This is a genomic window from Actinoallomurus rhizosphaericola (assembly GCF_024055675.1).
Lineage (GTDB): Bacteria > Actinomycetota > Actinomycetes > Streptosporangiales > Streptosporangiaceae > Actinoallomurus > Actinoallomurus soli.
This window is the reverse complement of record NZ_JAMXMW010000002.1, coordinates 652,078-663,816: the sequence shown is the minus strand read 5'-3', so window position 1 is coordinate 663,816 and position 11,739 is coordinate 652,078. Positions and strand designations below refer to the sequence as shown.

The window sequence follows — 11,739 nt, the reverse complement described above, 5'->3', positions numbered from 1 at the left end:
CCGCCACGTTCGTCGCCGCCGGCGGCCATCGCCTATGCGCCACGGGCGATGCCTTCGCCGAGCATCCGGTACGACTTCGCGCGGCCATCCCGAGGAGATAACGGGCACTCTCCGCAACGCGGCACGCGGGGGTGCCTGTCGTCTTCCAGCGCCGTCTACCCAGAGGAGAATTCGTCTCCTCTGGGTAGACGGCACGAGAAACGCGCCCACCTGGCGGGCGGACCGTTCTGCCCGACCGGTGCCGGCCGTACCGTTCCCTTGCCCGGCGCAGTCACAGATCGACCAGCACATGATTCGCCGAACACGCGCGTCCAGCGGGTCAGCCGGTGCTCCACGTGCGGCCGGTGAGCTTCTCGAACAGCTCGATGTAGCGGGCACGGGTCGCGGCGACGATGTCGTCCGGGATCGGCGGGCCGGGCGGGGTACGGTCCCAGTCGGTGACCGTCGCCGACCAGTCGCGGACGAACTGCTTGTCCAGGGAGTGCTGGGGCCGGCCCGGCTCCCACTCGTCCGCCGGCCAGAACCGGGAGGAGTCGGACGTCAGCACCTCGTCGGCCAGTACGAGCGTGCCGTCCGGCGCGCGGCCGAACTCCAGCTTCGTGTCGGCGATGATGATGCCGCGCTCGGCCGCCATCTCGGCCCCGCGCCGGTAGATCTCCAGGGTCGCGTCGCGGAGGCGCTCGGCGGTCTCCGCGCCGATCTCCCGGGCGACCTCGTCGTACGTGATGAACTCGTCGTGCCCGGACGTCGCCTTCGTGGTGGGCGTGAACACCGGCTCCGGCAGCCGCGACGCCTCGACGAGCCCCGGCGGCAGCGGCACTCCGGACACCGTCCCCTGCTTCTGGTACTCCTTCAGGCCCAGGCCGACCAGGTAGCCGCGGGCGATGAACTCGACCGGCAGCATCTCCAGCCGACGGCAGCGGATCGCCCGCCCGGCCCACTCCTCCGGGACGTCGTCGGCGGAGATCACGTGGTTGGGCATGACGTCCGCGAGCCGCTCGAACCACCACAGCGACAGCTGCGTCAGGATCTTCCCCTTGTCGGGGATGGGCGTCGGGAGCACGACGTCGTACACGCTCACCCGGTCGGTCGCGACGAGGATCAGGTCGTCGCCGTCCGCGTACACGTCGCGGACCTTGCCCGAATGCACCAGCTCCATGTGCTCTCACAATCTCACCCGCGGCCCCGCTCGGGCCGACTCACCCGCTAATCAGAACGTATCGGTTCAGCAGGTGATCGGCCCGGGCGGGGAGGCGGCGACGCCCGTCTCCCTTCAGACACCCGGCTGCCTTCAGACACCCGGCTGCCCTTCAGAGGCCCGGCTCCTTCAGCGGATCGCCGGACGCGGCGGCGTCCGGTTTCTCCGTCGGCTCAGGCGGCGTGGCCGCCGTCGATCGCCAGCGCGGCGCCGGTGACGTAGCCGGCCTCGTCGCCGGCGAGGTAGGCGACCATGCCGGCGATCTCGTCGGGGCTGCCGAAGCGGCCGACGGCGGTGAGCGCCCGCTGGCCCTCGGCGAACGGGCCGTCCGCGGGATTCATGTCGGTGTCGACCGCGCCACAGTGCAGCGCGTTCACCGTGATGCCGCGCCCGCCGAGGTCACGCGCCAGGCCCTTGGTGAGGCCGACCAACGCCGACTTGCTCATCGCGTACACGCTCATCCCCGGGCCGGGCACGTGCGCGCTCAGGCCACTGCCGATGCTGATGATCCGGCCGCCGTCGCCGAGGTGCCGGGCCGCCGCCTGGGACGTGAGGAACACGCTCCGGACGTTCACGGCGAGCGCCTGGTCGACCTGGTCCAGCGAGAGGTCCTCCAGCGGGCCGATCACCCCGATCCCCGCGTTGTTCACCAGGATGTCGAGGCGGCCGAACTCGGCCGCGACCCGGTCCACCGCCGCCACGACCGCCTGCGAGTCCGCCGCGTCCGCCTGCACGGCCATCCCGCGCCGGCCCGTGGCCTCGATCTTGGTCACGACCTGCTGGGCCTGCTCGCCGGAGTGGACATAGGTGATCGCGACGTCGGCGCCCTCCTGGGCGAGCCGGTAGGCGACCGCAGCGCCGATCCCGCGGCTGCCGCCGGTGACCAGCGCGACCTTGCCGGTGAGACGAGACATGATGATCCTCTTCCTGTTCCTTGTGAGTGGGGGAGCCGACGTCATGCCGTGACGCCGGTGGACACGGCCGTCCGCAGGGTTGCGCCGATCGCGGCGGTGTCCCAGTAGAAAGGCCGGATCTCCGCGATGAGGAGATCGCGAACGGTGAACACCTGGAGCACCGTGGTCTCGATCGACCGGCCGGTGGCGCGCGCGGTCAGGCGGCCGTGGTTGGAGACGATCGCGGTGTCGCCGTCCGTCCACTGCCGCCGTTCGAGGAACTCGAGCGATCGCCAGACCCGGCTCATCGCGGCCATGAAGCGCTCCATGCCGTCGTGGCCACGCCATACGCCGCCGTAGGGCAGCGTCGGAGCCTGGTGCATCACCACGTCGGGGTGGAGATGCGCGGCCATTCCGCCGAAGTCGGCGACGCCCGGCCCGCCCGCGGAGATGTAGTCGGCCTCCGCCGCGAAGAACTCGTCGAGGACGGTGCGGACGTCGCCGGGAGCGCTCATCGGGATCCGGCCCCTTCCCTGTCGCGTCAGCGCCCGTGCACCCCTGTGGTGCACCGTTGTGCGCTGTCGCACCAAGAACCCCGGTCGGCCGGGATCGGTTGCGCCGTCGACCCGCGGAGGCGGGCCCGAAGCCCGGTGTAGGGGCCCTGACCGGTGGCGATACGTCGGGAAGACCCTGGTCCGGTGGCTCCTTCTCCGAGCGTGCTGCTCGACTCCGGTCCGGAACGTCGGCCTGCGCGTCAGCCGTCGGTTCGGAGGCGGTGGTCCAGGGCGGTGTGGCGGCGTCCCGCGCCCGCCGTGCGGACGGCGGCGGCCAGGGCCCGGGGGGACCCGGCCAGCACGACGAGCTTCTTGGCACGGGTGACGGCGGTGTACAGCAGGTTCCGCTGCAGCATCATCCAGGAACTGGTCGTGAGCGGGATGACCACGGCCGGATACTCGCTGCCCTGTGAGCGGTGGATCGTCACGGCGTACGCGTGGGCGAGCTCGTCCAGCTCGGCGAAGTCGTAGTCGACGCTCTCGTCCTCGTCGGTCAGCACGGTCAGCGTCTGCTCCTCCAGGGACAGCCCGGTCACCACGCCCACCGTGCCGTTGAACACCCCGGCGTCGCCCTTGTCGTAGTTGTTCCGTAGCTGGGTGACCTTGTCGCCGACACGGAACACCCGCCCGCCGTACCTCCGCTCGGGGCGTCCGTCGTGGTGCGGCGTGAGGGCCTCCTGGAGCAGGATGTTGAGGTTGCCCGCGCCGGCCGGGCCGCGGTGCATCGGCGCGAGGACCTGCACGTCACGGCGCGGGTCGAGCCCGAACCTGCGCGGGATCCGCTGCGCCACGATGTCCACGGTGAGCTCCGCGGTCGCCTCGGCCTCCTCGCACGGGAACAGGAAGAAGTCCGGGAAGCCGCGCGTCTGCGGGTGCTGGCCCGCGTTGATCCGGTGCGCGTTCACCACGATCCCGGACTGCTGCGCCTGCCGGAAGATCTTGGTGAGGCGTACGCGGGGGATCGCGTCGGCGGCGAGGAGATCGCGCAGCACCTCGCCGGCGCCCACGGACGGGAGCTGGTCGACGTCCCCGACGAGCAGGAGGTGCGCGCCGCGCGGGATCGCCTTGACCAGCTTGTTCGCGAGGATCACGTCGACCATGGAGGACTCGTCGACGACGACCAGGTCGGCGTCGAGCGGGTTGTCGCGGTCGAACTTCGGGTCTCCGCCGGGTTGCAGCTGCAGCAGCCGGTGTACGGTCGCCGCCTCGTGGCCGGTCAGCTCGGCCAGCCGCTTGGCCGCCCGCCCCGTCGGCGCGACCAGCACGACCTTCGCCCGCTTGGCCCGTGCCAGCTCGACGACGGACCGCACGGTGAAGCTCTTCCCGCAGCCGGGGCCACCGGTGAGCACGGCGACCTTCTCGGTCAGCGCCAGGCGTACGGCGTCCTCCTGCTCGGGCGCGAGGCCGGTCCCGGTACGCTGCCGCAGCCAGCCGAGCGCCTTCTCCCAGTCGACGTCGTGGAACCCGGGCAGCCGGTCCGTGCCGGCGCGCAGCAGCTCGAGCAGCCCGGTGGCGAGGGAGCGTTCGGCGCGCTGGAAGGGCGGCAGGTAGACCGCCGGGATCTCGCCGTTCTCGGCCGTGACCCGCTCGCGGATGACCTCCTCCGCCGCGACCGCCTCCTCCAGGCACGGGCCGACCAGCTCGCGCGGCACCTCCAGGATCTTGGTCGCCTCGGTGACCAGGTTGGGCTCGGGCAGGTAGCAGTGCCCGTTGTCGGCCGCCTGGGACAGCGTGTACGCCAGACCCGCCTTGATCCGCTCCGGGCTGTCGTGCGGGATGCCGACCGCCTGCGCGATCGTGTCGGCGGTCTTGAACCCGATGCCCCACACGTCCGCGGCCAGGCGGTACGGCTCCTTCCGTACGACCGAGATCGACTCGTCCCCGTACTGCTTGTAGATCCGTACGGCCAGGGACGTCGACACGCCGTGCCCCTGCAGGAAGACCATTACCTCCTTGATGGCCTTCTGCTCCTCCCACGCGGCGGCGATGCGCCCCGACCGCTTCGGCCCCAGGCCGTACACCTCGACCAGGCGCTCGGGCTCCTCCTCGATCACCCGCAGGATGTCGGTGCCGAAGTGCTCGACCATCCGGTCCGCCATCACCGGGCCGATCCCCTTGATCAGGCCGGACCCGAGGTACTTGCGGATGCCCTGCACGGTGGCGGGCAGCACGGTCGTGTACGAGATCGCCTCGAACTGCCGGCCGTACTTCGGATGCGAGGTCCACCGGCCCGTCAGCCGCAGGCTCTCCCCGACCTGCGCGCCCAGCAGCGGCCCCACGACCGTGAGCAGGTCCGCGCCGGTACGGTCGGTGGCGACCCGCGCGACGGTGTACCCGGTCTCCTCGCTGGCGAAGGTGATCCGCTCGAGCACGGCCTCCAGCACCCGGGTCCCCGGAGGTGCCGCCTGTGCGTCCGTCACCCGGTCATACTGCCCCAGATCAACGACAGATCAGGCGGTCTTCCCACACGATCAATGAGGATCGAACTACGCTGAGTTTCGCAACCAGGTGGGAGAGGACGCACAGTGTCGCTATCGTTCACGGAGAGTCACGGTCATTGGACCGTTGACGCTCTCCGCCGACTGCCGGAGGACGAGCTCCACCGGTACGAGATAGACGATGGTGTCCTGATCGTGAGCCCCCGCCCAGCCTCCCCTCACCAGGCGGCCTTGCTGCATATCGCCTTCCTCCTCAACGAGCCCGCCGAGGCCGTCGAGCTGAAGGTTCTGCCGGAGGTCGAGGTCGTCACCCATCGGCGGGACGACTGGCTGAAGGTGCCCGATCTGGTCGTGGTGACCCTGGATGCCTTCGAGTCCGAGCCGCAGGAGTACGAGGCGGCCGACGTGGTGCTCGCCGTGGAGATCAGCGGGAACAGGCAGAGCCGCAACCGCGACTTCGGCGAGAAGCTCGAGGCGTACGCCGAGGCGGGCATCCCGCACTACTGGATCGCCGAGCTCGTTCCCGCGCCGAGGCTCACGGTGTTCGAACTGGCCGACGGAGCGTACCGGGAGGTCGTCGCCTCGGAGGAGCCGGTTAAGCTGACACGGCCGTTCGGCGTGGAGGTGGACCCGGGTCGGTTTCGGGGGACGAGGAGACGCTGACCGCGTGCCCGGTCGGGTTGGGGCGGGGGCTGCTCGACTCTCGAGCCGGAGCGCATAGGCTCGGCGTGTGAACCGTGCTCCTCGATGGCTGTTGCCGACCGTTCTGGCCGCGCTCGTTTTCGCCGTCGTGCTGGGCACGCTGCTCCATTGAGGCGGCCGAGCCGGGGCAGGTTCCCCGGTGGATCGACGCGGGCCGGGGGCGTGCCGTCACGGACGCTCGCCGCCCTCCTCGCCGCGGGCGGGCCGCTCGTGTGGGCCGCGCCCGCGCGGGCGGTCGCCGAGGGCGCCGAGCAGCTGTGCACGATCGGCGATCCGCGCATCGACGAGTCCAGTGGGCTGGCCGCGAGCCGCCGCCATCCGGGCATCGTCTACACGTTCAACGACTCGGGCGGCACGCCGCGGCTGTTCGCGCTCGGCACGGACGACTGCCGGGTCCGGGCGGCGATCACGCTCGGCGGGGCCCGCAACCGTGACTGGGAGGCGATGGCGATCGGCGGGGACGGCGCCCTGTACGTCGGCGACATCGGCGACAACCTCAAGGACCAGCCGTACTCCACCGTCTACCGCATCCCGGAGCCGAGGACGATCCGCACCCAGACGGTGCGGGCCACCGCGTACCGGATCAAGTTCGAGGACGGGCCGCACAACGCCGAGACCCTGCTGGTCGACCCGCGGACGAACCGGCTCTACGTCGCGAGCAAGGAGTTCGGCGGGTCGCTGTACGAGGGGCCGAAGAGGCTCAGCACGAGCGGCTACAACCTCATGCATCACGTCGGTGACGCCCCGCTGTACGCGACCGACGGGGCGTACGCCCCCGACGGGCGGACGTTCGTCATCCGCGGCTACTGGGACGCCGAGATCTACACCGCCCCCGGCAAGGAGCTGACCGGGGTGAAGGTCCCGGACCAGAAGCTCGGCGAGGGGATCACCTACACCGCCGACGGCAGGTCGCTGCTGTTCAGTTCCGAGGGCGTACGGCAGCCGTTGTGGCGGGAACCGGTGCCCAAGGAGGCGCTGCCGAAGCCGACACCGAGGCCGAAGGGGCGTGCGACGTCCGGGAGCGGGTCCGGCGGTGGAATGAAGACGGGCCACCGGACGCTGGGACTGGTGGTCGTCGGGGCGCTCGCCCTGGCCGGTGTTGTGGTGTTCGCTCGCAGACGAGCGTCATGACGAATGGGACGGTGACGTGTCACGATCTCTACTCGTGGACCTCGAGCTGATCGGCCTTCGGGCCCCCGTACGGCGGTCGCGTCCTGTCGCCCCCGGCCCGTTCGCGCTGTTGTCCCTGCTGGTCGCCCTGTTGCCGATCTCGAACCCCGCCGTGTGGACGGGCGCCATCGTCGCCTGCAACGCGATGCCGTGGCTGCTGGGCCTGCGGGCGCGCCGTACCGGCGTCTGGCGGCTGTCCGCCGCGGGCCTCGAACGCCTCGCGGCCGACGGCTCGGTGGCCGAGGCGTACGAACGTGACCGGATCGAGGAGTTCACGGTCACGGCGGACGACGGGGTCCTGACGGTCTTCCACAAGTTCGGCTCGACCACGGCCGGCACCCTCACGGACATGGGCTTCGACCCGCTGACGTTCTACATGACGGCCCGCAGGCTAGGCATCACCACGCACGTGATCGACGGCGACCGTTCGGTGTTCGACGAGGGTGACCTGCCGTCGGAGGAGGACGCGCCGCGCGCGCTCGGCCGCCGCGCCGAGCAGCGCCTGCGCGACCAGGAGGCGACGCTGCTGGCCGTCGCGCATGAGCCGCACCCGGCCGTCCAGACCACGCCCGCCACGCTCGGCAACGCGGTCACGGGCCGGCGCCGGGCGGTGGCGCTCGGATTCCTCCTCGCGCTGCTGACCCTGACGATGATCGCCCGGATCGCCCTCGAAGGCACGCCGGGCCTCGGCGACCGGGTCATGGGCGGCCTGTGGGCGGTCGTCGGCGCGGTCGCGGTGCTGGGGGCCCGCCGCCGGCGGCTGACGAGCGCCCCGCTGTCCTGGTCGATCACCCCGACGGAGCTGCGCGTCCGGCACGCCACGGTCGCCGAGTGGCGGGTCCGCGCCGACCACGTCGCCGCCGTCGTCGTCGGCCCGGGCACGGCCGTCGACCCGGTGTCGGGCACGCTGACCGGACGCCACACCGTCGCGACCGTGTTCGGGCACCGGCTGCAGGTCCTGGCGCGGCTCCCCGCCGAGGGCCTGGACGCCTTCCAGCTCACGCACGCGCTCAGCGAGCGCGGCTACCAGGTCGTCACGCCCGACCAGGGCGTGCGCAGGCCGTCGCAGTACGGCCTCGCCGGGCTGCCGGACATCTTCGCGCGCGTGCCCGGCGGCCGCCTCGTCGTCGACGAGGACGGGATCGGCTGGGCCGACGGCGCGGGCGACGTGATCCTGCGGATGCCGCGCGACCGCATCGGCGGCATGGAGCTCCTCACCGTCGACGGCCACGCCTGGCTGCGCATGTACGACGACGACGGCGACGAGTTCCTCGCCGCGCCGCTGTCGATGCTGCGCATCTCCCGTACGGACCTGCGCGAGTCGGCGCAGCGGATGCGGCTGCCGATCACCGACGCGGAGTACGACGCGTACGTCAACGCGGCGTTCCACGGCTCGATGACCCGCATCGAGGCCGCCCCCGAACCGTCGATCACCCGTACGGAGGAGGACGCCGGAACCCTGCCTCCCGTCCAGCTCGACGTGCCCCGGCGCACCCGCGTGCTCGCCTACGCGGTCACCGCGACGCTCTGCGAGCTCGTCGCGGTCCTCGGGTCGATCTGGCTGCGCGGCGACCTCGGCGGGTTCTGGACCGCGCTGTCGTGGTCCGCGCCGACCGGACTGGTCCTCGGGCTCGCGGGAACGTGGCTGTACGACCGCAACCGCCCGCAACTGCGGGTCTCCGCCTCGGGCATCTCCTCGGTGACGCGCCTCGGACGGACCGAATGGAGCGTGACACGACAGGCGCTCGGCGGTGTCGGCATCGACGAGTCCGAGGCGCCGCGCCTGGTCGTGTGGAGCCCGGTGGGCCGGGTCCTGCGGCGGGTGTCGTTCCCGCCGGACCTGGGCGAGCTGCGCCGCGCCTGCGAGCGCCACGGCCTGCCCTGGGGCCCGCCCGACGCCGACCACGGCGCCGCCCCGCCGCCCGAGCTGTAATGAAAGACTCGACGCATGACCGTTCAGCCTGTTCGCCTGTTCGATGACCCGATCCTCCGGAAACCGGCGATGCCCGTCGTGGACTTCGACGCGGAGCTGCGTACGCTGATCGCCGACCTGACGGAAACGATGAACCAGAACAACGGGGCCGGGCTCGCGGCTCCGCAGATCGGTGTGAGCCTGCGGGTCTTCACGTTCAACGAGAGCCTCGCCGAGGGCGAGCTCGGCCATCTGGTCAATCCGGTCCTGGAGTTCCCTGATGAGGAGGAGCAGGACGGCCCGGAAGGCTGCCTGTCGATTCCCGGGATCTATCTGGACACCAAACGCCGTATGAACGTGGTCGCCAAGGGCTACACGGCTCATGGCGATCCGGTGCAGATCGTCGGCTCGGGCATGCTCGCCCGCTGCGTTCAGCACGAGACCGACCATCTGGACGGCGTGTTGTTCCTCGACCGGGCCGATCCTGAGCGACGTGCACGGACGTTGCAGGCGATTCGTTCGGCCGGCTGGTTCGATGAGGCGGAGCCGCCTGTAGTCAAGCTCGATCCTCACGGCTGAAGCGTGGAGGCCGGGCTCGGTCCCGCATGGTCTCGGCCGCCCGGCGGGCGTTCACGTCCTCCCCGGTGCCGCCCATCGTCGCGGCCAACTCGACCTCACCGATCCGCCCGAGCAGGCGGGACACGGACGTGTCATCGATGATCAGCGGGTCGGCGCCGAGCGCGCAGAACGCCGTGAACGCCTGCCGCCAGGCCGACCAGATGATGACCCACCCGCGGTAGGCGCTCTGCAGGCTCGCCGCAACCGCCTCCGCCTGCAGGTTCCGGTTCGCGTCCCCCGACGCCCGTGGGTGCCGCCGGGCACGGCCGGCCGAGCGCCTCACCGCTCCTCCTCCCGCGTCGGCCCGTCGACGACCCGCAGGACGCGGGCGATCCGGTCGGCCGCGTGGGAGATGTCGTCCGCCGCGCACAACGGTTCGTACTCCGGCGGAGACTCGCGGGTCGGACCGGACCACTGCCAGAACCACAGCAGCCGCCCGTCGCGATCGGTCCCGCACACCACGGTCTGCCGCAGCCCGGGACTCAGCACCGCCGCGCGGTGATCACCGTCCGGAGGATCGCCGGCGGGGTTGCTCGCGAGCACCCGGGCGCCCCGCGCGACGCGGGCGCGCAACCCGCGCGCGGTCAGCGCGTCCGCCAGCCGTTCGGTGAGCCGCGCCGTACGCGCGTCGACGGACGCCGGGGTCACCGGACCCGCAGGGGAAGAAGCCGTCATCGGAACGTCACCTTTCGTGTTCGTCGGTGACGTCGAGTGAAGCCGCTGCGGTGACGTCGCAGAAGACCGATACTGGGCGACAGCGTGCGGACACTCTGCGTGTGTCCGGGGTGTCGGGGTCGATCCGGAGGAGGGGCCGTGGCCGACGAGAAGGCGCTGCCGTGGTGGGCGGCGCGGTTACGAGCGGAACGCGAGCGGCGCGGGTGGAACAAGCCCGAGATGGCGCGCCGGCTGCTCAAGGCCACCGGCCGGCCGTATCCGCCCGTGCCCTCGCTCGTCCGGCAGATCCTCGGCTGGGAGAAGGGCGAGCACTTCCCCCGCGACTGGACCGCGGCCTACGCCACGGCGTTCGACACGACCGAGGAGGAGTTGTTCCGGCCTCCGCCGGATTTGGGTCTGGCTGGATGCGGCGATGACGGCGCAGGCTCGGAGGGGAGGGAGGTGGATGCCACGAAGCGCCGCGACGCCCTCCGCCTCGGCCTGGCCGCGTCGGTCGCACCCGCCGCGATGGCGGCGGTGCTGGGGGAGGCCGCGGGCGAGGCGATGGAGTTCACCCGGTTCGCCGGGGCATCAGCGGTCGGTGCCGGGACGTTCGACCACCTCCAGGCGGCCGTGGCCGCCATCGACCGGTCGTACACGAGCGAGCCGCCCGCCGAGGTCTTCGCGGTCGCCCGCGCGTACCGGGCCCGCGTGCACGAGCTGATCCGGGGCCCGCACACGCTCAAGGAGGGGCGTGAGCTGTACGTCTGGGCGGCCTGGCTGTCCGAACTCCTCGCCTGGCTCGCCCACGACCTGGGCCATCCCCTGACCGCCGAGGCGTACGCAATCGATTCGTTCGAGCACGCCGACCAGGCCGGCCACGACGTACTGTGCGCGTGGGCCGCCGACGCCCTCGCCTCGATCGCCACCTACACCGACCGCCCCGCCCACGCGGTGACCGCCGCCCGGAAGGGCATCGCCCGAGCCCCCGCCACCCACCCCATCGCCGTCCGCCTCCGCGCCCAGGCCGCGCGGGCGCACGCCCGGCTCGGGCACCGCGATGATTGTGACGGCCTGCTCCGAGAGGCCGCCGGGCTGTACGAGCGCCTGCCGGTCCGGGCTCCCGCCCATCACGGCATCGAGAGCCGCGCGTTGGCGGACTACGCGATGACCGCGCACGCGGCGTCGGTCTCCCTGTGGCTCGGGGACTACCGGCAGGCCAGAAGACAGGCGGAGAGCGCTCTCGCCGCCAGTGAGAAGGGCCCCGCCGAGGATCGCTCCACCAGCCGGGAGGCGATCGTGCGGATCGACCTCGCCCTGGCCGCCGTCCACCTGGGAGAGCCGGACACGGCCGCCGACCTCGGACGCCAGGCCCTGGCATCACCGCGATATGTGAAGTCGGTCCTCGCGCGGGCCGGAGACCTGGACGCCGCCTTGACGGCTCGCTACGCGGAGACGGGCTACGCGAGGGACTTCCACGAGCGGTACGTGGAGCTGAGGCGGGCGCCCGCCGGCCGATCGGCGTGATCACTGGCCGCTACTGCTCTCTATCAGCAGTGAACGCCGGTGATCTGAGAGGCAGACGCACGCCTCCACAACC

At 71.8% G+C, this 11,739-nt stretch carries 11 protein-coding genes; 5 read left to right on the top strand and 6 right to left on the bottom strand.

Translation table 11 applies throughout. The features are described from left to right. Positions 1-319: 319 nt before the first annotated feature. The 4 genes from NE234_RS07075 to recD2 all read right to left on the bottom strand — a co-directional run bounded on the left by NE234_RS07075 (position 320) and on the right by recD2 (position 5,065). A complete protein-coding gene (locus NE234_RS07075) occupies positions 320-1,159 on the bottom strand; it encodes a phosphoribosylaminoimidazolesuccinocarboxamide synthase (RefSeq protein WP_252778043.1) in 840 nt (279 codons plus the stop codon). A 212-nt stretch (positions 1,160-1,371) separates the two neighbouring features. Beyond that, positions 1,372-2,112, bottom strand: coding sequence for an SDR family NAD(P)-dependent oxidoreductase (locus NE234_RS07070; protein WP_252778042.1), 741 nt, complete (start codon positions 2,110-2,112; stop codon positions 1,372-1,374). A 41-nt stretch (positions 2,113-2,153) separates the two neighbouring features. Further along, the gene (locus tag NE234_RS07065) at positions 2,154-2,606 is read right to left on the bottom strand and encodes a nuclear transport factor 2 family protein (RefSeq protein WP_252778041.1); all 453 of its coding nucleotides are present in this window, start codon (positions 2,604-2,606) and stop codon (positions 2,154-2,156) included. A 239-nt stretch (positions 2,607-2,845) separates the two neighbouring features. Beyond that, complete coding sequence (gene recD2 / locus NE234_RS07060) at positions 2,846-5,065, bottom strand: SF1B family DNA helicase RecD2 (RefSeq protein WP_252778040.1); 2,220 nt, start codon at positions 5,063-5,065, stop codon at positions 2,846-2,848. A gap of 105 nt (positions 5,066-5,170) precedes the next feature. On the opposite strand from recD2, the gene NE234_RS07055 reads away from it, so the two are divergent. The 4 genes from NE234_RS07055 to def all read left to right on the top strand — a co-directional run bounded on the left by NE234_RS07055 (position 5,171) and on the right by def (position 9,446). Continuing rightward, complete coding sequence (locus NE234_RS07055) at positions 5,171-5,746, top strand: Uma2 family endonuclease (RefSeq protein ID WP_252778039.1); 576 nt, start codon at positions 5,171-5,173, stop codon at positions 5,744-5,746. Positions 5,747-5,893: 147 nt separating this feature from the next. Beyond that, positions 5,894-6,916, top strand: a complete 1,023-nt coding sequence (locus NE234_RS07050) for a hypothetical protein (RefSeq protein WP_252778038.1) — start codon at positions 5,894-5,896, stop codon at positions 6,914-6,916. Positions 6,917-6,950: 34 nt separating this feature from the next. After that, complete coding sequence (locus NE234_RS07045; protein WP_252778037.1) at positions 6,951-8,888, top strand: hypothetical protein; 1,938 nt, start codon at positions 6,951-6,953, stop codon at positions 8,886-8,888. 15 nt (positions 8,889-8,903) lie between these two features. Then, complete coding sequence (gene def, locus NE234_RS07040; protein WP_252778036.1) at positions 8,904-9,446, top strand: peptide deformylase; 543 nt, start codon at positions 8,904-8,906, stop codon at positions 9,444-9,446. Here def and NE234_RS07035 read toward each other — a convergent pair. Together NE234_RS07035 and NE234_RS07030 are read right to left on the bottom strand one after the other, a co-directional pair. Then, positions 9,424-9,768, bottom strand: a complete 345-nt coding sequence (locus NE234_RS07035; protein WP_252778035.1) for a hypothetical protein — start codon at positions 9,766-9,768, stop codon at positions 9,424-9,426. The two genes, def and NE234_RS07035, sit on opposite strands and share 23 nt — an antisense overlap. Continuing rightward, positions 9,765-10,160, bottom strand: coding sequence for a hypothetical protein (locus tag NE234_RS07030; RefSeq protein ID WP_252778034.1), 396 nt, complete (start codon positions 10,158-10,160; stop codon positions 9,765-9,767). The genes NE234_RS07035 and NE234_RS07030 overlap by 4 nt, the downstream gene beginning before the upstream one ends. Before the next feature lie 138 nt (positions 10,161-10,298). Between NE234_RS07030 and NE234_RS07025 the strand changes: the two genes are divergently transcribed. Beyond that, a complete protein-coding gene (locus NE234_RS07025) occupies positions 10,299-11,666 on the top strand; it encodes a hypothetical protein (RefSeq protein WP_252778033.1) in 1,368 nt (455 codons plus the stop codon). Positions 11,667-11,739 lie beyond the last annotated feature (73 nt).

Excerpts from the sequence above, each read along its gene's own strand:
- NE234_RS07065 (WP_252778041.1), bottom strand. The coding sequence starts at position 2,606 with ATGAGCGCTCCCGGCGACGTCCGCACCGTCCTCGACGAGTTCTTCGCG.
- NE234_RS07075 (WP_252778043.1), bottom strand. The coding sequence starts at position 1,159 with ATGGAGCTGGTGCATTCGGGCAAGGTCCGCGACGTGTACGCGGACGGC.
- def (WP_252778036.1), top strand. The coding sequence starts at position 8,904 with ATGACCGTTCAGCCTGTTCGCCTGTTCGATGACCCGATCCTCCGGAAA.
- NE234_RS07070 (WP_252778042.1), bottom strand. The coding sequence starts at position 2,112 with ATGTCTCGTCTCACCGGCAAGGTCGCGCTGGTCACCGGCGGCAGCCGC.
- NE234_RS07030 (WP_252778034.1), bottom strand. The coding sequence starts at position 10,160 with ATGACGGCTTCTTCCCCTGCGGGTCCGGTGACCCCGGCGTCCGTCGAC.